Origin of the sequence: Streptomyces sp. Je 1-332 (genome assembly GCF_040730185.1) — a bacterium.
Classification (GTDB): Bacteria; Actinomycetota; Actinomycetes; order Streptomycetales; family Streptomycetaceae; genus Streptomyces.
This window is the reverse complement of sequence record NZ_CP160402.1, coordinates 4529883-4551675: the sequence shown is the minus strand read 5'-3', so window position 1 is coordinate 4551675 and position 21793 is coordinate 4529883. Positions and strand designations below refer to the sequence as shown.

19 protein-coding genes are annotated in these 21793 nt (G+C 71.3%); 6 read left to right on the top strand and 13 right to left on the bottom strand.

Annotation, left to right across the window (positions count from 1 at the left end; translation table 11 throughout):
* The first annotated feature begins 283 nt into the window (after positions 1-283).
* Positions 284-1294: a tryptophan--tRNA ligase gene (trpS, locus tag ABXJ52_RS20640; protein ID WP_367044092.1), complete on the top strand. Its 1011-nt coding sequence runs from the start codon at positions 284-286 to the stop codon at positions 1292-1294.
* Between the two features lie 67 nt (positions 1295-1361).
* Here trpS and proC read toward each other — a convergent pair whose 3' ends face one another.
* The 4 genes from proC to ABXJ52_RS20620 form a co-directional block, all read right to left on the bottom strand.
* Positions 1362-2174, bottom strand: a complete 813-nt coding sequence (proC, locus tag ABXJ52_RS20635) for a pyrroline-5-carboxylate reductase (protein WP_367044091.1) — start codon at positions 2172-2174, stop codon at positions 1362-1364.
* A gap of 66 nt (positions 2175-2240) precedes the next feature.
* On the bottom strand, positions 2241-2978 hold the full coding sequence (locus ABXJ52_RS20630) for an ABC transporter permease (RefSeq protein WP_367044090.1): 738 nt from the start codon (positions 2976-2978) through the stop codon (positions 2241-2243).
* Positions 2975-3811 (bottom strand): ABC transporter ATP-binding protein, encoded by an 837-nt coding sequence (locus ABXJ52_RS20625; protein WP_367044089.1) that lies wholly within the window; start codon positions 3809-3811, stop codon positions 2975-2977. The genes ABXJ52_RS20630 and ABXJ52_RS20625 overlap by 4 nt, the downstream gene beginning before the upstream one ends.
* Before the next feature lie 206 nt (positions 3812-4017).
* A complete protein-coding gene (locus ABXJ52_RS20620) occupies positions 4018-4539 on the bottom strand; it encodes an EamA/RhaT family transporter (protein ID WP_367044087.1) in 522 nt (173 codons plus the stop codon).
* Between the two features lie 167 nt (positions 4540-4706).
* Between ABXJ52_RS20620 and ABXJ52_RS20615 the strand changes: the two genes are divergently transcribed.
* The gene (locus tag ABXJ52_RS20615) at positions 4707-6911 is read left to right on the top strand and encodes a PQQ-binding-like beta-propeller repeat protein (RefSeq protein ID WP_367044086.1); all 2205 of its coding nucleotides are present in this window, start codon (positions 4707-4709) and stop codon (positions 6909-6911) included.
* A gap of 35 nt (positions 6912-6946) precedes the next feature.
* Here the strand turns inward: ABXJ52_RS20615 and ABXJ52_RS20610 are convergent, their stop codons facing one another.
* From ABXJ52_RS20610 to ABXJ52_RS20590, 5 genes are all read right to left on the bottom strand, one after another.
* The gene (locus ABXJ52_RS20610; RefSeq protein WP_367044085.1) at positions 6947-7258 is read right to left on the bottom strand and encodes an SH3 domain-containing protein; all 312 of its coding nucleotides are present in this window, start codon (positions 7256-7258) and stop codon (positions 6947-6949) included.
* 309 nt (positions 7259-7567) lie between these two features.
* Positions 7568-9421, bottom strand: coding sequence for a dihydroxy-acid dehydratase (gene ilvD / locus ABXJ52_RS20605; RefSeq protein WP_367044083.1), 1854 nt, complete (start codon positions 9419-9421; stop codon positions 7568-7570).
* A gap of 138 nt (positions 9422-9559) precedes the next feature.
* Complete coding sequence (locus tag ABXJ52_RS20600) at positions 9560-10192, bottom strand: TetR family transcriptional regulator (protein ID WP_367044082.1); 633 nt, start codon at positions 10190-10192, stop codon at positions 9560-9562.
* Entirely contained in the window at positions 10189-11013 is an 825-nt protein-coding gene (locus tag ABXJ52_RS20595; protein WP_367044081.1) for a sugar phosphate isomerase/epimerase, read from the bottom strand. Before ABXJ52_RS20595 ends, ABXJ52_RS20600 begins: the two co-directional genes overlap by 4 nt.
* 97 nt (positions 11014-11110) lie before the next feature.
* Positions 11111-12049 (bottom strand): Ppx/GppA phosphatase family protein, encoded by a 939-nt coding sequence (locus ABXJ52_RS20590; protein WP_367044080.1) that lies wholly within the window; start codon positions 12047-12049, stop codon positions 11111-11113.
* 71 nt (positions 12050-12120) lie between these two features.
* Between ABXJ52_RS20590 and ABXJ52_RS20585 the strand changes: the two genes are divergently transcribed.
* Entirely contained in the window at positions 12121-12954 is an 834-nt protein-coding gene (locus ABXJ52_RS20585; RefSeq protein ID WP_367044078.1) for a hypothetical protein, read from the top strand.
* A gap of 80 nt (positions 12955-13034) precedes the next feature.
* Here ABXJ52_RS20585 and ABXJ52_RS20580 read toward each other — a convergent pair whose 3' ends face one another.
* Complete coding sequence (locus ABXJ52_RS20580) at positions 13035-14744, bottom strand: hypothetical protein (protein ID WP_367044077.1); 1710 nt, start codon at positions 14742-14744, stop codon at positions 13035-13037.
* 177 nt (positions 14745-14921) lie between these two features.
* On the opposite strand from ABXJ52_RS20580, the gene radA reads away from it, so the two are divergent.
* Together radA and disA are read left to right on the top strand one after the other, a co-directional pair.
* On the top strand, positions 14922-16331 hold the full coding sequence (gene radA, locus ABXJ52_RS20575) for a DNA repair protein RadA (RefSeq protein WP_367044076.1): 1410 nt from the start codon (positions 14922-14924) through the stop codon (positions 16329-16331).
* An 80-nt stretch (positions 16332-16411) separates the two neighbouring features.
* Complete coding sequence (disA, locus tag ABXJ52_RS20570) at positions 16412-17536, top strand: DNA integrity scanning diadenylate cyclase DisA (RefSeq protein WP_249588570.1); 1125 nt, start codon at positions 16412-16414, stop codon at positions 17534-17536.
* Between the two features lie 57 nt (positions 17537-17593).
* Here disA and ABXJ52_RS20565 read toward each other — a convergent pair whose 3' ends face one another.
* Positions 17594-18412, bottom strand: coding sequence for a hypothetical protein (locus ABXJ52_RS20565; RefSeq protein ID WP_367044075.1), 819 nt, complete (start codon positions 18410-18412; stop codon positions 17594-17596).
* 185 nt (positions 18413-18597) lie between these two features.
* On the opposite strand from ABXJ52_RS20565, the gene ABXJ52_RS20560 reads away from it, so the two are divergent.
* Positions 18598-19254 (top strand): phosphatase PAP2 family protein, encoded by a 657-nt coding sequence (locus tag ABXJ52_RS20560; protein WP_367044074.1) that lies wholly within the window; start codon positions 18598-18600, stop codon positions 19252-19254.
* Between the two features lie 3 nt (positions 19255-19257).
* On the opposite strand, the gene ABXJ52_RS20555 is transcribed toward ABXJ52_RS20560, so the two are convergent.
* A complete protein-coding gene (locus tag ABXJ52_RS20555) occupies positions 19258-19911 on the bottom strand; it encodes a response regulator transcription factor (protein WP_367044073.1) in 654 nt (217 codons plus the stop codon).
* On the bottom strand, positions 19908-21521 hold the full coding sequence (locus ABXJ52_RS20550) for a histidine kinase (RefSeq protein WP_367044072.1): 1614 nt from the start codon (positions 21519-21521) through the stop codon (positions 19908-19910). Before ABXJ52_RS20550 ends, ABXJ52_RS20555 begins: the two co-directional genes overlap by 4 nt.
* Positions 21522-21793 lie beyond the last annotated feature (272 nt).

The window sequence follows — 21793 nt, the reverse complement described above, 5'->3', positions numbered from 1 at the left end:
GGGACCGACCAGGGGTCGGCGCTCACGCCGGACAACTCGGAGAACACTACGTACGCGGTCTGGGCGTGTCAACCCTGGTACGCGGCCCCCCGCGAGGGCTACCGTTGGGGCCGTGACTACACATGCGCATACCCAGCTGTGGTGGGCCGCCTGACGGCGGCCGTACACGCGCATGTACTCAACGGCTGCCGACCTGGCGGCCGTTTCTTGTTTCTCCCCCTGGAGGACCCGGAGCCCGGTCGGCGGGCCGGCGGGCCGGCGGGCCTGACCAGGAGGCGGAGAGATGACGAGGATCTTCAGCGGGATCAAGCCGACGGGGCACCTGACCCTGGGGAACTACCTGGGCGCCGTGCGCCAGTGGGCAGAAGTCGATCAGCACCGTGCCGAGTCGCTGTTCAGCGTCGTCGACCTGCACGCCCTGACCGTGGACCACGATCCCGGTCGGGTGCGCAGGCTCAGTCGGCAGGCCGCGACGCTGTTGCTCGCGTCGGGGATCGATCCCGGGCGAGCGACCGTGTTCGTACAGAGTCATGTGGATGAGCACGCCAGGCTCTCGTATCTGCTCGAGTGCGTCGCCACTGACGGCGAGATGCGGCGGATGATCCAGTACAAGGAGAAATCCGTGCTTGAGCGGGCGCGGGGCGGGAGTGTGCGGCTGTCGTTGCTCACCTATCCCGTGCTGATGGCGGCGGACATCCTGGCGTACGGGGCGGACGAGGTGCCGGTCGGGGACGACCAGGTGCAGCATGTCGAGCTCACCCGGGATCTGGCGGTGCGGTTCAACCAGCGGTACGGACACACGTTTGTGGTGCCTCGGGCCACGTATCCCCAGGTGGGGGCGAGGGTCATGGATCTGCAGGACCCGGCGTCGAAGATGGGGAAGTCCGGCGATGCGGGGGCCGGGATCGTCTATCTCCTTGACGAGCCGGACGTCGTGCGCAAGAAGATCATGCGCGCTGTCACGGACAGCGGGAGCGAGGTCGAGTACGACCGCGAGGCCAAGCCCGGGATCGCGAACCTGCTGGAGATCCTTGCGGCCTGTGAGGGTGGGAACCCAGAGGGCTTGAGCGGTGTATATGAAACGTACGGGGCTTTGAAGAAGGACACCGCTGAGGCCGTGGTGGAGCTCTTGAGGCCCCTGCAGGAGAAGCACAAGGAGCTGGTTGCGGATCCCGCGTATGTGGAGGAGGTGTTGCGACGGGGGGCCGAGCGGGCGCGGGCGATGGCCAGGCCGACGGTGGACACCGCCTATCGCGCGATCGGTCTGCTGCCGCCGGTGGGCGAGGCGCTGTAGGGGCGTGTCGCTGTCGGGGTGTGTGGGGCCGTGTCCGGGCGCGGCCCCGGGCCCCCGTCATCGGTGGTCAGTTGGTGCTGCCGGAGGCCAGTTCGCGGCTGCGGTCGCGGGCGGCTTCGAGAGCGGCGATGAGGGCTGCGCGTACGCCGTGGTTCTCGAGCTCGCGGATGGCGTTGATGGTGGTGCCGGCAGGGGAGGTGACGTTCTCGCGGAGCTTGACCGGGTGTTCGCCGCTGTCGCGGAGCATCACTGCTGCGCCGATCGCGGCCTGGACGATGAGGTCGTGGGCCTTGTCGCGGGGCAGGCCGAGGAGGATGCCGGCGTCGGTCATGGCTTCGACCAGGTAGAAGAAGTACGCCGGGCCTGAGCCGGAGAGGGCCGTGCAGGCGTCCTGCTGGGTCTCGGGGACGCGCAGGGTCTTGCCGACGGCGCCGAAGATCTCCTCGGCGTGGGTGAGGTGGGCGGCGGTGGCCCGACTGCCGGCGGAGATGACGGACATGCCCTCGTCCACGAGGACCGGGGTGTTGGGCATGACGCGGACGACGGGGGTGCCTTCGGCTAGGTGCTCCTCGATGAAGGAGGTGGTGATGCCGGCGGCGGCGCTGATGACCAGGCGATCGGGGGTGATGTGCGGTGCGAGTTCTTCGAGAAGGCGGCCCATGTCCTGCGGCTTGACGGCGAGGATGAGGGTGTCGGCCTGCTTCGCGGCCTCGGCGTTGCTCACGGGGTCGACGCCGTAGCGGGTGCGGAGTTCGGCGGCGCGTTCGGAGCGGCGGGTGGTGACCAGGAGGTCGGCGGGGGCCCAGCCGGCCCTGATCATTCCGCTGAGGAGGGCTTCGCCGATCTTGCCGGTGCCGAGGACTGCGACGGGCTGGGGCATGTGTGGGTCACCCTCCAGGTGCGGGACAGCGGGTCGTTCTCTCCCGGTCATCCTCGCATTGGTGGGTCAGGCCGTGCGGCGACGGAGGGTGGCGGCGCCCAGGGCGAGGACGAGTACGGCGCAGCCCGCGACGACGACGGCGTCGCGCACGAAGTCGCCGGTGACGGAGGGGTGGCGGAGGACTTCGTTCATGCCGTCCACGGCGTACGACATGGGGAGGACGTTCGAGATCGCTTCGAGGACCGGCTGCATTGTGGCGCGCGGGGTGAACAGGCCGCAGAGGATGAGCTGGGGGAAGATCACGGCCGGCATGAACTGGACGGCCTGGAACTCGGATGCCGCGAAGGCGGAGACGAACAGGCCGAGCGCCGTGCCGAGGAGGGCGTCGAGGAGGGCGACGAGGAGCAGCAGCCAGGCGGAGCCGGTGACGTCGAGACCGAGGGCCCACAGGGCGAGGCCGGTGGCGAGGAGGGACTGGATGACGGCGAGGAAACCGAAGGCCAGGGCGTAGCCCGCGATGAGGTCGCCCTTGGCCAGGGGCATGGCGAGGAGGCGTTCGAGGGTGCCTGAGGTGCGTTCGCGGAGGGTGGCGATGGAGGTCACCAGGAACATCGTGATGAGGGGGAAGATGCCGAGGAGTGAGGCGCCGATGGAGTCGAAGGTCTGCGGGCTGCCGTCGAACACGTAGCGCAGGAGGAGCAGCATCACGCAGGGGACGATCAGCATCAGCGCGATGGAGCGGGGGTCGTGGCGGAGCTGTCGCAGGACACGGGCCGCGGTGGCGAGGGTGCGGTAGGTGTTCATCGGCTGCTCCTGGTGGGGGCGGTGCTTCCGGCGGGGGCGGTGCCTCCGGTGGGGGTGATGGTGTGGGGGGTTTTCTGGGTGCCGGCTGCCTCGTCGACCAGGTGGAGGAAGGCTGCTTCGACGGTGTCGGAGGCGGTGCGGGTGCGCAGGGCCTGAGGGGTGTCGTCGGCGAGGAGTTCGCCTTCGCGCATCAGGAGGAGGCGGTGGCAGCGTTCGGCCTCGTCCATGACGTGTGAGGAGACGAGGATCGTGGTGCCCCGGTCGGCGGCGATGGCGTGGAAGAGGTTCCACAGGTCGCGGCGGAGTACGGGGTCGAGGCCGACGGTGGGTTCGTCGAGCACGAGGAGTTCGGGGGTGCCGAGGAGTGCCACCGCCAGGGAGACGCGGCTGCGCTGGCCGCCGGAGAGGTTGCCCGCGAGGGCGTCGGCGTGGGTGGTCAGGTCGACGTCTTCGATGGCCCGGGTGACGTGCTCGTGCCGGCGGTGGGCGGCGGGGCCTCGGCCGGGGTCGAGGACGGCGGCGAAGTAGTCCAGGTTCTGGCGGACGGTGAGGTCGTCGTAGACGGCAGGGTTCTGGGTGACGTAGCCGATGCGGGAGCGGAGGGCGGGGGCGCCGGCCGGCTGGTCGAGGACCTTCAAGGTGCCGGTGACCTTGGCCTGGGTGCCGACTGTCGCGCGCATGAGGGTGGATTTGCCGCAGCCCGAGGGGCCCAGGAGGCCGGTGATCTGCCCTTTCGGGACGGTGAAGTCCAGGCCGCGGAGGACTGTGCGGGGGCCTCGGACGACGGTCAGATCCCTCGCTTCGATGGCGGGCGTCTCCTCGATATTCACCATGTGATGATTATTGCGCCTCGGAAGCCCGGGGCGTCAAGGTCGAGGGGCGACCGCGCTTCCCCGGCCGGGGCCGCTGCTACTGAGAGGGGCGGAGGTTGCGTACGACCGGCCGAGCACCGCGAAGGAGTAACGGCTGGCGAGGTGAGCGGGCGGGTCGGGTGGGGCTTGGTTGCGTCTGGGCCGGGAGCGCGTCGGGCTGGCCGGGGTCAGCGGGTCTCCTTCTTGCGGGAAGGGTTGCCCGTGCGGCGGGATGTGCGGTTTTTGTACTGTTCGCGGGCCGTTTCGCATTCCTCGCGGTGGAGTTGTTCGCCGGGGGCCTCGGTGAGGCTGCGGAAGAAGTACGCCAGGAAGACGCCCACGAAGCCGATCGTCATGAGGCCGCGCATCGACGACTGGGATGCCGGGTCGTGGCGGCGGGTGAAGCCCTCCCATGTGCGGCGGAAGGCGATCGCGCTGCAGATCGAGAACATGATGAGGACGAGGAAGTTCACGAACGAGCCCACGTCCGCGATCGCCATCCCCTCGTACGCGAAACGCAGTACGAAGCAGCCGGCCGCCGCGGCGACAAGTGATCCCACCGCGACACCCGCGCGGCGCGCGCCGTAGCCGTTGTCGTGGGCGACCCAGGTCGTGCCGAAGAAGCGGAGGGGCTCGGGCTGCGGGCCGGGGGCCGTCGCGGCGGACGGGGAGGTCGCGGGGGTCGCGGGGGTGCTGGAATCTGCGCTCACCCCTCGAGTATCGCCCGGGACGGCCGCGGCGCGGCGGCGCAGGGCAGGCGCGCCCTATTCGTCCCCCGCCTTGCCCTGCCGTACCACTCGGCGGCTAGTTTGTGGGGCAGGACTAGTGAACGGGCCCATGCGAGAACCGGTGCACGCGGGACGGGAGGTCGGGGAGAGTGTCGCTCCGCGGAGGTGATCCAGCCGAGATCGGCGGCTACCCGCTAGAGGCACGCCTCGGCTCGGGCGGCATGGGCACGGTCTATCTGGCGCGTACGGCGTCGGGTCGGCCCGTGGCGATCAAGCTGATCCACCAGCAGTTCGCGGGGGACGAGGAGTTCCGCATCCGCTTCCGGCAGGAGGTGGCGGCGGCGCGGCGGGTGAGCGGCGCGTTCACCGCGGCCGTGGTCGACGCCGATCCGGAGGCCGAGCACCCGTGGATGGCGACGGCCTATATAGAGGGGCACACGCTCGCCCAGCAGATCGCCAAGAAGGGCCCGTTGGCCGGCGCGGAACTGCGCACGCTGGCCATCGGTCTGACGGAGGCGCTGCGTGACATCCACCGCGTGGGAGTCGTGCACCGTGACCTGAAGCCCTCGAACGTGGTGCTCTCGCCCGAGGGGCCACGCGTCATCGACTTCGGCATCTCGCGCGCCGCGGACCAGCAGACGCTGACGATGACGGGGCGGGTCATCGGTACGCCGCCGTTCATGTCGCCGGAGCAGTTGCAGGCGCCGCGCGGTGTCGGGCCGCGGTCCGACGTCTTCTCGCTGGGCACGTTGCTGGTGTACGCGGCGACGGGGCAGGGGCCGTTCGACGCGGACAGCCCCTATATGACGGCCTATCAAGTGGTCCATGAAGCGCCGGAGTTGGACGCCGTGCCCACCGTCCTGCGGGCGGTGGTCGAACCGTGCCTCGACAAGGACCCCGACGCGCGCCCCTCGGCCGACCAGCTTCTTGAGCGGCTGCGGGACCTGCCGACCGAGATGGGGGACGCGGCGGGAGTGCGGGGCAGTCGCACTCGGGACGTCGATACGCAGCACCATCAGGGGTCCTCGCTGGGGGGCGGGACCGTGGGCGGACCCTCCAACAGCCCGCGACCGCGCCGCCGTTGGCGTTCCGCGCTGGCCGCCGCCGTCGCCGTGGCCGCCCTCGGCGGTGGGATCGCGGCCCTCCAGCTCGGCTCCTCCGACTCGTCCGCCGGGGAGAGCGGCGAGGACGGCGAGGACCGCACGGTCGCCGCCGCCGAGGCGCCCCTGCCCGACGGCTACCGGCCGTGGCGCACGACCGTGCCCAACGACAAGGGCATCCCGGACGAGGTGCGGTGCGTGCCGCGCGGGGACGCGTTGTTCTGCGGGGGCGGCGGGGTCGTCGCGACCCGGCTGCGGATCTCCGACGGCAAGGAGATCTGGAAGGTGAAGAGCCCCGGTGTGCCCATGCAGGGCATGCACATCGCGGGGGTCACGCACGACACCGTTCTCGGCTACCGCATCCCGGACGACGTGGCGTCATCCGGGAAGCCGGTCCAGCTGGTGGCCCTTGACGCACGGACCAGCAAGGAACTGTGGTCCCGCCCGATCAGCGGGCAGTCCCAGATCTACACCGGGCGGTCGCAGGACGCGGTCGTCTCCGGCTCCACGGTCCTGTCGGTCGAGCCGGGCCGTAAGCGGGTCGAGGCCAGGGACGCGCACAGCGGGCGCATGCTCTGGTCGACGCCGGTGCCCGCGGGCTCGGAGTGCACGCCGGTCCCGGCGGGGCAGCGGATGTACGCGATGTGCGCGCCGGCCGCCCAGGTCGCGAACATCGAGGTGCGCAATCCGGTGCTCCACACCCTCGATCTCGAGTCGGGGACGTTCGGCAAGGGCATCCCCGTCGAGGGGCCCGTGCATCCGGTGGGTGGCGCCGGGGGCGGGCTCGTCCTCCTTCACCAGCGGTTGAAGGGGCCCGAGTTCCTCGGGTACGACAAGGTGCTGCGGGTCGATCCGGGCAGCGGTCGCGTCTCGACCCGGCCGCTGAGGACGACGTACAACGCGACGTCCGGCACCGCCGACGGCACGGTCTACTTCGCGGAGCCGACCGGGCGGATCAGCGCGGTGGATCCCGTGACCGGGAAACAGAAGTGGTCCCGGCAGACGGGCGTCGAAGGGGCCTCGGGGCCGACGGCGAGCGGCGGCGTCCTCTACTTCAGCTCGCCCAGCGGGCGCGTGGTCGCCCTCTCGCCGCGGGGCAAGGTCCTGTGGAGCACGGATCCTCGGGCCGAGGGGCTCGGCGGTGAGGTGAACGCGAGTCCGCGGGTCGCGGTTTCGGGGCGGGTGGTTTTCGTGGCGGCGGCGAAGAACACGGTGTTCTCGTTCGACGCGACGAAGCCGCCGGAGTCCGGGTGAACTTCGGCGGCTCCTGAACCCCGTACGGGGGTGGATCAGCAGCGAGGAGCCACGTAGCCGTCGCTGCCTGTGCGGACGTACGTGTCGGAGACGTAGCGGCCGCTGCCGATGCGGTCCCAGAGCTTCGATGTGCCGGTCGGGCCGGTGACCATCTCGCCCGGCTTCTGGCAGTGGATCGTCACTCGGGTTCCTGCCGAGAGGCGGCCTATCTTGCCGTACGAAGTGCCTGGGCCCGAGCGGACGTTGACGTCCGCGACGATCGGGTACGTCGTTGCCGCGGCGGCTTCGATTGCCTCTGCGGATTCGATCGCCTCTGCGGATTCCGGTGCGATGACGTTCTCGCTCATGCTTCTCTCCCCCGTGGAGCGGCGGGCTGGGCCGCCTGCCGCGTTTGCTTACAGGGGTGGACGCGTGGGGGTGGCGGGGCGGTTGCGGGGTGTGGGGGTTGGTGACCTTTTCCTTCCCCAGCCCCGCCCCTTCCCGAAAACCCGCTCGGCGCGGGGGCCTTGGTTGCCGTCATCACCGGCTCCGCCGAGTTCGTCCTCAAACTCCCCCAAGCTCTTAAGGAGCAGGGGGGACCCCCACGACGGGCTGAGATGCAACGCCTCGGCCCGGGGCGGAAAGCTCCCGCCCCGGGCCGGTGGCAAAAGATTGGGCTAGCCCAGCTTCGACACGTCCCGGACCGCGCCTCGGTCCGCGCTCGTGGCCATGGCCGCGTAGGCCCGCAGCGCTGCCGAGACCTTGCGTTCCCGGGACTTGGGGGCGTAGATGCCGCCGAGGGCCTCCCGGCGGCGGGTCAGCTCGGCCTCGTCCACCAGGAGTTCGATGCCGCGGTTCGGGATGTCGATGCGGATGCGGTCGCCGTCCTCGACCAGGGCGATCGTGCCGCCGGACGCCGCCTCGGGCGACGCGTGGCCGATCGAAAGGCCCGATGTGCCGCCGGAGAAGCGGCCGTCCGTGACCAGGGCGCACGCCTTGCCGAGGCCTCGGCCCTTCAGGAACGAGGTGGGGTAGAGCATCTCCTGCATGCCGGGGCCGCCCTTGGGGCCCTCGTAGCGGATGACCACCACGTCGCCCGGCTTCACCTGCTTCTTGAGGATCTTGTCGACCGCTTCTTCCTGCGACTCGCAGACCACGGCCGGGCCCTCGAACGTCCAGATCGACTCGTCGACGCCCGCCGTCTTCACGACGCAGCCGTCCACGGCGAGGTTGCCCTTGAGGACCGCGAGGCCGCCGTCCTTCGAGTACGCGTGGGCCGCGTCCCTGATGCAGCCGCCCGCGGCGTCCGTGTCCAGGGTGTCCCAGCGCTTCGACTGGGAGAAGGCCGTGGCCGAGCGCTCGCAGCCCGGAGCCGCGTACCAGAGGTCGACCGCCTCGTCCGACGGCGAACCGCCACGGACGTCCCAGGTGCCCAGCCACTCCTTGATGGACTTGGAGTGGACCGTGTGCACGTCCTCGTTCAGGAGGCCCGCGCGGTACAGCTCGCCGAGGAGCGCGGGGATGCCGCCGGCGCGGTGCACGTCCTCCATGTAGTACGTGCCGCCGGGCGCCACGTTCGGGGCGACCTTGGCCAGACAGGGCACGCGGCGCGAGACCTCGTCCATGTCGGCGAGGCCGTAGTCGAGCTCGGCCTCCTGCGCGGCGGCCAGCAGGTGCAGGATCGTGTTCGTGGAGCCGCCCATGGAGATGTCCAGGGCCATGGCGTTGTCGAAGGCCGCGCGCGTGGCGATGTTGCGCGGCAGGACCGACTCGTCGTCCTCGTCGTAGTACCGCTTGGCGATCTCGACGACCGTCGCGCCCGCGCGCTCGTACAGCGCCTTGCGGCCGGTGTGCGTGGCGAGCATCGAGCCGTTGCCCGGCAGAGAGAGGCCGATGGCCTCGGTCAGGCAGTTCATGGAGTTGGCGGTGAACATGCCGGAACAGCTGCCGCAGGTCGGGCAGGCGTTCTCCTCGATACGGAGGATGTCCTCGTCCGAGACGCTCTCGTCGACCGCGTCGCTGATCGCGTTGACCAGGTCGAGTTTTCGGACCGTGCCGTCGACCAGGGTGGCCTTGCCGGCCTCCATCGGGCCGCCGGAGACGAAGACCGTCGGGATGTTGAGGCGCAGGGCCGCGTTCAGCATGCCGGGGGTGATCTTGTCGCAGTTGGAGATGCAGATCAGCGCGTCCGCGCAGTGCGCCTCCACCATGTACTCCACCGAGTCCGCGATCAGGTCGCGGGAGGGCAGGGAGTACAGCATGCCGCCGTGGCCCATCGCGATGCCGTCGTCGACCGCGATGGTGTTGAACTCGCGGGGGATGGCGCCCGCGGCGACGATCGCCTCGGAGACGATCCGGCCGACCGGCTGCAGGTGGGTGTGGCCCGGCACGAACTCGGTGAAGGAGTTGGCGACGGCGATGATCGGCTTACGCCCGATGTCCGCGCCGGGTACACCGGAGGCACGCATAAGGGCGCGTGCGCCCGCCATGTTGCGGCCGTGGGTGACTGTGCGGGACCTGAGCTCGGGCATCGTCGCTCGCTCCTTCAGAGATCTGGAGAGACATAAGAATCGACTGTTCTCGAGCCTACGCCGCCACTCCACGATCTGGACAGGCTGTCCGAATAGCGGGACGGTTGTCTCGGTGAGCGGGCCCGTGCGGAAGCGTGCTCAGGGGCCCGTCAGGTGCCCCTGCACCACCGGCGCGATCCGCGCGATGATCGCCTCCGGGTCCGCCGACGCGAGCGGCTCGACCTGGATCACGTACCGCAGCATCGCCGTGCCCACCAGCTGCGCGGCCGCCAGTTCCGCCCGCAGCTCCGCGTCCGGTCCGCCGATGCGGGTCGCCATCCTGCCCAGCAGCTGCGTCGCGATGAGGCGGCGGAAGACGGCCGCCGCCGTGTCGTTGTTCACGGCCGAGCGCACGATCGCGAGGAGCGGTACGCGGGTCGCGGGGTTCTCCCAGACGCCGAAGATGAACCGGGTCAGGCGCTCTCCGACGCCGTCGAGCGGGCCCTCCTCGATCGCGGCGGGCGCTTCGAGCGCGGGCGCGAAGGCCTCCTCGATCGCCGAGGCGAAGACCTGCTCCTTCGTACCGAAGTAGTGGTGCACGAGCGCCGGGTCCACCCCGGCGGCCTTGGCGATCCCCCGCACGGACGTCTTCTCGTACCCCCGTGCGGAGAACTCGGTGCGGGCGGCCTCCAGGATGCGGTCCCGCGTCGCGGGGCCCTTCGCCGACTGCGTACGGGAGGGACGCCCCCTGCGGCGCGGGGCCGCGCCGCCGTCCGCTGCGGGAGCCGTCACGAGCGGGGCACCTGCACCGCGGACGCCAGATGCAGCCGCGTGAAGGCGAGGGCCTCGGCGAGGTCGGCCTCCCGCTCGGCGCTGGACATCGCGCGGCGGGTGTTGACCTCGATGACGACGTGCCCGTCGTACCCGCTCGTCGCGAGGCGCTCCAGGAGTTCGGCGCACGGCTGCGTGCCGCGGCCCGGCACCAGGTGCTCGTCCTTGGCGGAGCCCTTGCCGTCGGCGAGGTGGACGTGTCCGAGGCGGTCGCCCATGCGGTCGATCATCTGCATCGCGTCCGTGCGGGCGGTCGCGGTGTGGCTGAGGTCGACCGTGAAGTGGCGGTAGTCGTCCTTGGTGACGTCCCAGTCGGGGGCGTAGGCGAGCATTTCGCGGTCGCGGTAGCGCCAGGGGTACATGTTCTCGACGGCGAATCGGACGTCCGTCTCGTCCGCCATCCGCCAGATTCCGTCGACGAAGGCGTTCGCGTACCCACGCTGCCAGCGGAAGGGCGGGTGCACGACGACGGTCGACGCGCCCAGCTTCTCGGCCGCCGACTGCGCGCGCTGGAGCTTGACCCAGGGGTCCGTGGACCACACGCGCTGTGTGATCAGGAGACATGGCGCGTGCACGGCGAGGATCGGGATCCGGTGGTAGTCGCTGAGTCTGCGCAGGGCTTCGATGTCCTGACTGACGGGATCCGTCCAGACCATGACCTCGACACCGTCGTAGCCGAGGCGCGCGGCGATCTCGAAGGCCGTCGCCGTCGACTCCGGATAGACCGAGGCCGTCGACAGGGCGACCTTCGCATCCGGGATGCGCACCACTGGTTCTGCCACGAGGGACAGCGTACGGGCCTCGCCCGCACGCGGGGGAGGTGGTCCGGGTGGTCTCCCGCACACTCTCCCGCGCACCCGGGCCGTGTGTGACGTACGTCTACGCCCCGGTCGACGGCAGGTGGTCGAGCCTGCGCAGGATCACGCCCTCGCGCAGCGCCCACGGGCAGATCTCCAGCGTCTCGACCCCGAAGAGGTCCATCGCGCCCTCGGCGACGAGCGCCCCGGCGAGCAGCTGTCCGGCCCGTCCCTCGGAGACTCCGGGCAGCTCGGAGCGCTCGGCCGTCGTCATCGCGGCCAGCTGCGGGACCCAGTCCTCCAGGGACTTGCGCTTCAGCTCGCGCTGGACGTAGAGGCCGTCGGCGGAGCGTGCGGCGCCCGCGAGCCTGGCCAGCTGCTTGAACGTCTTCGACGTCGCCACGACGTGGTCCGGGGCGCCGAAGCGGGTGAACTCCCCGACCGTGCGCGCGATCTGGGCGCGCGCGTGCCGCCGCAGCGCCTTCACGTCGGCGGGGTCCGGCGGGTCGTGGCGGAACCAGGCGGAGGTCAGACGGCCCGCGCCGAGCGGCAGGCTGACGGCCGCGTCCGGTTCCTCGTCGATTCCGTACGCGATTTCGAGCGAGCCCCCGCCGATGTCGATGACCAGGAGCTTTCCCGCCGACCAGCCGAACCAGCGGCGGGCAGCGAGGAAGGTGAGGCGGGCTTCCTCGGCGCCGGTGAGGACCTGGAGGTCGACGCCGGTCTCCTCCCGGACGCGGGCGAGGACCTGATCGGCGTTGCTCGCCTCGCGTACGGCGGAGGTCGCGAACGGCAGCAGATCCTCCACGCCCTTGTCCTCCGCGGCCTCCATCGCGTCGCGGACGGTGCCGACGAGGCGGTCGACGCCTTCGGGGCCGATCGCCCCGGCCTCGTCGAGGAGTTGGGCCAGGCGCAGGTCCGCCTTGTGCGAGTACGCGGGCAGCGGGCGCGCGCCGGGGTGGGCGTCCACCACCAGCAGGTGCACCGTGTTCGAACCAACGTCGAGGACACCGAGTCTCATATACGGAACGCTACTGCGCGTCCGGCGCCCGCTGGTCCTCGGACCGGGTACAGCGCGCATACCCTGGAGATGTGCCAAAGACGAAAAAGGCGAAGACCGACAAAACGAATTCGAAGAAGAAGTCGGGGAAGCCGGAGAAGGTGCTGACGTCGCCGCCGGACGAGAAGGGGCTCGACTTCGCCCGCGCCTGGGTGGAGTTCCCCGATCCCGCGGACGACGAGCAGGTCTTCCGCTGCGATCTGACATGGCTGACCTCTCGGTGGAGCTGCATCTTCGGCAGTGGCTGCCAGGGCATCCAGGCGGGCCGGGCGGACGACGGCTGCTGCACGCTGGGCGCGCACTTCTCGGACGAGGACGACGAGAAGCGGGTCGCCGAGTCCGTGGCGCGGCTCACACCGGACATCTGGCAGCACCACGACATCGGCACGGAGAGCGGCTGGGTGTCGACGGACGACGACGGCGAGCGCCAGACCCGGCCGTACAACGGCTCGTGCATCTTCCAGAACCGCCCCGGTTTCGCCGGGGGCATGGGGTGCTCGCTGCACATCCTGGCGCTGAAGGAGGGGCGTGAACCCCTTGAGACGAAGCCGGACGTCTGCTGGCAGTTGCCGGTCCGCCGGACGTACGAGTGGATCGACCGGCCCGATGACACCCGCATCCTCCAGGTGTCCATCGGGGAGTACGACCGGCGGGGCTGGGGCCCCGGCGGCCACGACCTGCACTGGTGGTGCACGTCGGCGACGTCGGCGCACGGCGCCGGTGACCCGGTGTACGTCTCCTACCGCCCCGAGCTGACGGAGCTCATGGGCAAGGAGGGCTACGACCGGCTCGCGGAGCTGTGCGAGGAGCGACTTGCTTCGCAGCTGCCGTTGCTCGCGCCGCATCCGGCGGATCCCTCTCGCTGACATCTGCCGGCCCGAGGCCTGGCGTGCCGCCATCACCGGCTTCGCCGAGTTCGTCCTCAAACGCCGGACGGGCTGAATCTTCAGCTCTCGCTCGGGCTCGGGTCGCCGCTGTCGCTCGGCGGCGGTGTCGAGTTGCCAGGGTCGGACGGGGTCGGTGTCGGGTCCGGGGTACTCGGCGTGGGGTCCGGGTCGGACGGCGTGGGTGTCGTCGGGTCCGGGGTCGTCGGGGTCGGTTTCGGCTTGGGGGGGATCGGGGTAGGGCGGGGGCCCGGATGCGTCGGGCGGCCCGAACCGTTGCCGTAACCGCCGATCGAGATGATCGCCCCCGCGGGCGCGACGGAGACCCGGGCGCTCCAGTGGCCCGCCGGCTCCCGCTCGTGGTCGACGTACACCCGGATCGTGAACGTCTCCCCCGGCGCGAGCGTCCCGGACGACTGGCTCAGGTAGAGCCAGGAGGCCCCGGTGCTCGCCGACCAGTGGACCGGCTCGCCCCCTGACGCGGAGAGCGTGATCAGCGTCGTGCCACCGCTCGGCTGCGCCGCGACGGTGAGGCGGCCGGCGCCGGTTCCCGAGCGTGCGGGGGACGATCCGGCGCTGATGACCTCCACGGAGACGTCCGGTGAGCGGCTGCCCGCGGTGAAGCGGGGGTCGGGCGGCGTGTGGGCGTTGCCCGCGTTCTCGTAGTCCTCGCGCCTGCGGTCGCCGTTCAGCCCGTCGGCCTCTGCCTCGCTCGCGCTGACCGAGCGGCCGTCCTGGCCCTCGCCGGTGAGCGGCGCCCCTCGATACGCGGCCCAGAGCGCGAGCACGGGCGCGGCCACCACGGTGGCGACGACCGTCGTCGTGACGGCACGCGCGCGCATGCGGTCGCGGCGGGCCGCGTGGTCCTTGGGGTCCATCGGGAATCCGTGCCGGTCGAAGCGGGGGCCGCCGGCCCGCGCGCGCGGGACGTGCGCCATCGCCACGTGCACGGCGGCCCGCGGGGCCTCGATGACGGGGAGCGCGGCCGGGGATGCCGCCGTGCCGGGCCAGGCACCCGACCCCGCGCGCTCGGCGGTGCGGCGGCAGCGCGGGCAGTCGTCGACGTGCCGGACGAGTTCGCGGCGCAGGGCCGTGCCGAGGAGGAGCTGGTTGTCGCCGGTGAGGCGGGCGACGATCGGGCAGGTGCCGGTCTCCACGACGGCGAGCGCGGCCCGGGTGCGCTCCACCTCGCAGGCGGCGGAGGCGAGGAGGTCGCGGGTCTTCACGAGGTCCATGCCGATGACCGCGGCGACTTCCTTGGGGGTGAGCTGGTGGCGTACGGCGAGCTCCAGGGCCTCGCGCTGTTCGGGCGTCGTGCCCGCGGCCTCCGGCCAGGCCAGCTGGGCGAGTTCGCGGCGCCGCCGCCGCTCCGCCTCGTCCGGCAGCGTGTCCGAATCGTCCGCCTTCGGGGCGCGGGGAGCCGCTCCGGAGGCGTGTGCGCCGCCGCCCTGCCGTGTGCGCTTGGCGTCGGCGAGGGCGCGCAGGCAGACCCAGCGGGCGAGTGCGTAGAGCCAGGACTTCAGTTCGGCCTCGGTCTCGGGGCCGCGGGAGCCGCGGCGCTCGGCGATGGCGAGGACGTCGCCCAGGGCGGCGGTCGCGGCTTCGTGATCGCAGAGCACGGACAGGCAGTACGTGAACAGGCCGTCCAGGCAGGGCTCATAGCGTGCGGGGGGCGCCTGCGGCACCGAGCGGGGCACCACGCGCTGGCGCGCGTCACGATGCGCCCGGTGTGCGCCGGTTGCTTGGGTGGGGGTTTCCGGGCTGCTGCTCATCACCCGTGCGAAGTTAGGCGGATGATGCCGGGTCCCTCTTCCCCCTTGAGCACATTTAATCCTTACGGGTGAACAGATCCCTCAAAAGGGGACAGGAACCCATGATTACGTGACGCACGCCCGGAGCGATCCGGATCGCGTGCGCCGCTGTCAGTGCCGCCCGCTACGGTTCGGTTCATGGCCACCCGTACGAAGTCCGGCAAAGACCGGCCGTCCTATCGCTGCACCGAGTGCGGCTGGCAGACGGCCAAGTGGCTCGGCCGCTGCCCCGAGTGCCAGGCCTGGGGGACGGTCGAGGAGTACGGCGCGCCCGCCGTCCGCACCACCGCCCCTGGCCGCGTCACCTCCTCCGCCCTGCCCATCGGCGAGGTCGACGGCCGCCAGGCCACCGCTCGCACCACCGGAGTCGCCGAGTTCGACCGCGTCCTCGGCGGCGGCCTCGTCCCCGGCGCCGTGGCGCTGCTCGCGGGCGAGCCGGGCGTCGGCAAGTCGACGCTGCTCCTGGACGTCGCCGCGAAGTCGGCGAGCGAGGAACACCGCACGCTCTATGTCACCGGCGAGGAGTCCGCGAGCCAGGTCCGGCTGCGCGCCGACCGCATCAAGGCGATCCACGACCACCTCTATCTGGCGGCGGAGACCGATCTCGCCGCCGTTCTGGGCCACTTGGACGCGGTGAAGCCGTCCCTCCTGATCCTCGACTCGGTCCAGACGATCGCCTCCCCGGAGATCGACGGGGCGCCGGGCGGCGTGGCGCAGGTCCGTGAGGTGGCGGGCGCGCTGATCCGCGCCTCCAAGGAGCGCGGCATGGCCACGCTCCTGGTCGGCCATGTCACCAAGGACGGCGCCATCGCGGGCCCCCGCCTCCTTGAGCACCTCGTGGACGTCGTCCTGTCCTTCGAGGGCGACCGGCACGCGCGCCTGCGCCTCGTCCGCGGCGTCAAGAACCGGTACGGGACGACGGACGAGGTCGGCTGCTTCGAACTGCACGACGAGGGCATCACCGGCCTCACCGACCCCAGCGGTCTCTTCCTCACCCGCCGCACGGAGCCCGTCCCCGGCACCTGTCTGACGGTCACGCTCGAAGGCCGCCGCCCCCTGGTGGCCGAGGTCCAGGCGCTCACCGTCGACTCCCAGATCCCCTCCCCGCGGCGTACGACGTCCGGGCTCGAAACCTCCCGCGTCTCGATGATGCTGGCGGTCCTCGAGCAGCGGGGCCGCATCACCGCGCTCGGCAAGCGCGACATCTACAGCGCGACGGTCGGCGGCGTGAAGCTCTCCGAGCCGGCCGCGGACCTGGCGATCGCCCTCGCCCTGGCCAGCGCGGCGAGCGACACCCCGCTGCCGAAAAATCTCGTCGCGATCGGCGAAGTGGGCCTCGCGGGCGAGGTCAGACGGGTCACGGGAGTCCAGCGCAGGCTGGCCGAAGCACACCGTCTCGGCTTCACGCACGCCCTCGTCCCGGCCGACCCCGGCAAGGTCCCGCCCGGTATGAAGGTCACCGAAGTCGCCGACATGGGGGACGCGCTGCGTGTCCTTCCGAGATCGCGTCGCAGAGAGGCCCCACGGGAGGACGAAGAGCGCCGGTAGACTTTGCCCTGGTCTCGCCCATCCGTACGAAGCAGTCGTACGGACCGGGGCTTGGACAAACCCGCGACCCGAGGAGTGCAGTGGCAGCCAACGACCGGGCGTCAGCTCCCGGCAAGCCCGGCGGAAGCTCCGGTGCCGAAGGGCTGATGCGCGCCTCTCTGAGCGCGGTCGCGCCCGGCACCGGCCTGCGCGACGGACTGGAGCGCATCCTCCGCGGCAACACCGGAGGGCTCATCGTCCTCGGCTGGGACAAGACCGTCGAATCGATGTGTACGGGCGGATTCATCCTGGATGTCGAGTTCACGGCGACGCGGTTGCGCGAGCTGTGCAAGCTCGACGGCGGCATCGTCGTCGACAAGGACATCACCAAGATTCTGCGCGCGGGCGTGCAGCTCGTCCCCGACCCGACGATCCCCACGGAGGAGACGGGCACCCGGCACCGCACCGCGGACCGCGTGTCCAAGCAGGTGGGCTTCCCCATCGTCTCCGTCTCCCAGTCGATGCGCCTCATCGCGCTCTACGTGGACGGACAGCGCAAGGTCCTCGAGGACTCGGCGGCGATCCTGTCCCGCGCGAACCAGGCCCTCGCGACCCTGGAGCGGTACAAACTGCGCCTCGACGAGGTGGCGGGCACGCTCTCCGCCCTGGAGATCGAGGACTTGGTGACGGTCCGCGATGTCACGGCGGTCGCCCAGCGCCTGGAGATGGTGCGCCGCATCGCCACGGAAATCGCCGAGTACGTGGTGGAGCTGGGCACGGACGGCCGGCTTCTCGCCCTCCAGCTGGACGAGTTGATCGCGGGCGTCGAGCCCGAGCGTGAACTGGTCGTCAGGGACTACGTCCCGGAGCCGACGGCCAAGCGCTCCCGCACGGTCGAGGAGGCGCTCTTCGAGCTGGACGCGCTGAGCCATGCGGAGCTGCTCGAACTGCCCACCGTGGCACGGGCGTTGGGTTACACCGGCTCCCCGGAAGCGCTGGACTCCGCCGTCTCGCCGCGGGGCTTCCGACTGCTCGCCAAGGTGCCGCGTCTTCCCGGCGCGATCATCGACCGGCTCGTGGAGCACTTCGGGGGGCTGCAGAAGCTTCTCGCTGCGAGCGTCGATGACTTGCAGACGGTCGACGGGGTCGGGGAAGCGCGGGCCCGGAGTGTGCGCGAGGGGCTCTCGCGGCTTGCCGAGTCCTCGATTCTGGAGCGGTACGTCTAGCGGGTGCTGCTGAGTGGGTGGGGTTTTCTTGCCCGCCCACCCACCGGCACTCAGCGGTCAGCTGTCCTCAAGCACGAACGACGTCTTCACCGAACCGAGGCCGGGTGACTTGGCCTCGACGAGATACGTACCGGGGGACGCGCTTCCCGCCGAAGGCGTCGCGCAGTTCGGCTCGCTCCCCCGGCGGTCCCACTCCACGGTGTGCGTGACGCGCCCGTCGCCCGGCACCCGCAGCAACAGGCTCCCGCCACCGGCGGGGCAGTCCGCGGAGGACCAGATCTCCTTGTCGCCGTCGGCCTGAGTGATCGTCAGCACCGTCTTCTTGCCGCCGAGATCGACCTTGCAGGCCTTGCCCGCACTGTTCTGGGCGACGAGTTCGAACTTCGGCTTCTCGCCGATCTCGTACCGGTTGTGGACGCTGCGCAGCTTCAACTTCACGTCTCCGCTCACGCAGTTGGGCAGGCTCGACCCGGCGGGCAGCTGTCCGCCCGACCCGCCGCCGCCCTTGGCGCCGTCGTCCGAGCCGCTGCCGTCACCGCCACCGGAGTCGCCCGAGCCGTCGGACCCCTCGGAATCACCGGAGCCGCCGCCGGAGCCTCCGGAACCGGAGTCGCCGTCGTCACCGTCGCCCGACTCGTCGCGCCCGCCCGGGTTTTCACTGATGGCGGGCCCGGAACTGGAAGGCCCGGGAGTGATCGACGTGGCGGGGCCGGAGCCCGAAGGGCCGTCGGCACCGTCGTTCTTGCCCCCACCGCCCATGGTGAGCACCCACACCACCAGGAGCGCCATCAGCCCGATCAAGGACAGCAGAACGGCCCTCCGACGCCAGTAGATGGTGGAGGGAAGCGGCCCGACAGGATTGCGCAGAGATCCCACGGCCCAAACCTTACGAGACATCCGCGCCTTGTCCTGCCCCACCCGCCGCCCAGAGTCACAAAGTTTGCCGATCATCATCACGGAACGATTGGTTCCGCTTTCCGCACCCCTGTCTTTCGTCAGGGGGTGTGACGGGACGATCGCCGGATGTGACGATTCGGACCCACTCCGTACCGTCCGTAATCATGGACACCATGGACGACGATCTCTATCGCGATGTCACCGACTTCGCCCACGACACCCCTACCTGGTTCCAGCATCTCGCCGAGGTGTGGACGGAACTCGGACTGCTGCTCTTCGGCGTGCTCTTCATCGTCGCCTGGTGGCGGGCACGGCGCGGCGACCCGCGCGCCCTCGCGATAGCTGTTCTCGCGCCCCTGGTCACGGCGGTTGCCTACGTCTGCAGCGAGACGCTCAAGTCCGCGGTCGACGAGGAGCGCCCCTGCCGAGCCGTCGCCGGCGCGGTCACCTCCATCGTGGAGTGCCCGGCGTACGGCGACTGGTCCTTCCCCAGCAACCACTCGACGATCGCGGGCGCCGCCGCCGTCGGCCTCGCGCTCGCCTGGCCGCGGATCGCGGCCCTGACGCTGCCGATGGCCGTACTCATGGCGTTCTCACGGGTGTTCGTGGGCGTGCACTACCCGCATGACGTGGCGGTGGGCCTGCTCCTCGGCGCCGCGCTCGCCTTCCTCCTCGTACGTGGGGCGACGCGCCCCGTCGGGCGGGTGGTCGAGGCGATGCGCGGGTCATCGACGGGCGTCGTCAGGTGGTTCGCGGGGCCGGGAAGCCCGACGCCGGAGCACTCGACATCGCACCGGCGGCCCGCGGCACATCGCCGCTGAGTCTCAGAGCCGCACAAGTCCCGCCTCGTAGGCGACGATCGCCGCCTGGACGCGGTTCTTGACCCCGAGCCGGTCGAGAACCGCGCTGACGTACGCCTTGACCGTGCCTTCGACCAGGTGGAGCCGGGCTGCGATCTCCGGGTTGGAGAGGCCCTCCCCGACGAGCCCGAGCACCTCGCGCTCGCGCGGGGTGAGGGCCGCGGTCCTCGCGCGGGCGTCGGCGCCGCGGACCGTTCGCTGCGCGCCGTAGCCGTCGATGACGTGACGGGCCACCTTGGGCGAGAGGAAGGCGGCGCCGCTCGCCACCGCGCGTACGCCCGCGATGAGTTCGTGGGGATCACCGGACTTCAGGAGGAAGCCGGTGGCTCCGCCGCTCAGCGCTCGCGCGACGTACGCGTCCTCGGAGAACGTCGTCAGCATCGCGACGGCGGTGCCCGGCAGCGTCCGTACGATCTCCTCGCCCGCCGCCAGGCCGTCGAGGCCCGGCATGCGGATGTCGAGCAGAGCGACGTCCGGCCGGTGGGCCTGGGCGAGCGACACGGCTTGCCTCCCGTCACCCGCCTCGGCGACGACCTCGATGTCCTCGCCCACGCCGAGGATCGCGCGGACGCCCGCGCGGATCATGGCCTCGTCGTCGGCCAGCAGTACGCGGATCACCGCACCCTCTCCTTCTCGCGCTGGGCCCCTGGTGTGGGGATGACACTCTTCTCCACGAGGGCCCCGTCCCTGAAGCAGACCCTGAAGTGGCGGACGGTGACGAAGAGTTCACCGCTGGCGCGGTAGTAGCGGCAGTCGGCGCCCGGGGGTGGCGGGGTCGGTGCGCGCTCCGCGGGCGGGTCGGACGCGACTCTGCCGGGCAGCAGCCGTTCGGCGTCGGCCTGCGCCTGGCCTTCCTTCAGGCGGGCGAAGTCGGCCGGTTCGAGGACCGCGTTCGACCGTGAGTACGCGTACCAGGCGAAGGCGCCGCCGACGAGCAGGGCCCCGGTGGCCAGAGCGGCGCCGAAGGCCAGCAGGGTCCGCCGGCGCGCGTACGCGGGGCCGGGTGCGGGGTGCCGCGGGGGCGGGTCCGGGGTGGCGCCGTCCGCGGGAAGCCGTGCGAGGACCCGGAAGCCGTCGCCGTGCGGCTCCGCTTCGAGGGTGCCGCCGAGGTCTTCGACCCTGGTCCGCAGGCCTACGAGGCCGGAGCCTGCGCCGGGCCCCGAACCCGGCTGCTGGGCGGGCCCGTTGGTCACGACGACTGCCGCTTCCCTCACCTCCACGGTGATGGGTGCGCCGGGGGCGTGTCTGGCGGCGTTGGTCAGGGCTTCCTGGACGATGCGGTAGGCGGTGCGGCCGTTCTCCCCTTCCGCTTCGGGTTCTGCTTCGGGTTCCGCTTCGGGTTCTGCTTCGGGTTCCGCTTCGGGTTCCGCTTCGGGCCCGGTCAATTTCGTACGCGGGCCCTCACCCCCCGCGATGTACCGGACCGGCAGCCCCGAGTCGGCGGCCCGCTCCACGAGGGCGCGCACGCTTTCGCCCGCCGGGGCGAGGGGTGCGGCCTCGTCCCCCTCCTCCCTGAGCAGTCCGATGATCTCGTGCAGCCGGTCCGTGGCGTCCGACGCGGCGACGCGCAGGTCGGTCACGGCGCCGCGGTGCCGTTCCGGCAGATCGGCGGCCACTTGGAGGGCGCCGGCCCGCACCGCGATGAGGCTCAGCTCGTGGCCGAGGGAGTCGTGCATGTCCTGGGCGATCCTGGCCCGTTCGCGCAGCCGGGCCCGGTCGGCGACGATGCGCTGCTCGCGCTCCAGTTGGGCGGCGCGGGTCCACCCCGCGGCGGCGAGTTCGCGGCCCTGGCGGAGGTAGCGGCCCGCGAGCCAGGGGAAGACGGCGCCGAAGAGGAGGGTGCCCGTCAGGACGAGCCACTCCACTACGGGGTCGACGTCGCGTACGGCGATCTTGGCGGTGCCGATCAGGGCGGTGGCGCCGAAGGTGAGGAGGGCGGGCCTCACGCGGTGGGCTCTGCGCCCCATGAGCAGGGCGAATGCGGCCAGGGCGGGGCCGTACGAGAGGGTGAAGAGGGAGGGTGCCGCGGTGAGACCCAGGGCTGCGGCCGCTGCGAAGGCTGCCGGGGGCCGCCTGCGCCAGGTGGCTGCGGCCAGCCCCAGGACGGCGATCCCTGCGGCCTGCTGCCACGCTGCCCGGGGCTCGTCCAGCCCCAGGCCGCTCACGCTCACCGCGGGTATGACCAAGGCCCCCCAGAGGAGGGCGTCCCGCCCCCGTGCACTCTCCACCCCCTGGACGCTACTGCCCGTCCCCCGGCAGGCACCCCTGCCGATCGTCATGCCTTGCCCCCCAACTTCGGCCCCCGCAAAGCTCTCCCACCCACCCGCCCGATCACCCCGCATTCCCCCTCCGCGAACAAACCTTTCCCACCCACCCGCCCGATTGCCCCGGGTCAAGGGGTAGCGCAGACCGTGCGCGGGTGGGTGGGCGCCGAAGGGAAACGGAGTTGAGAAGGCCCCGCCTGGCCCGTCGGTCGGTGGGCCCGTGGCAGGATCGTCCT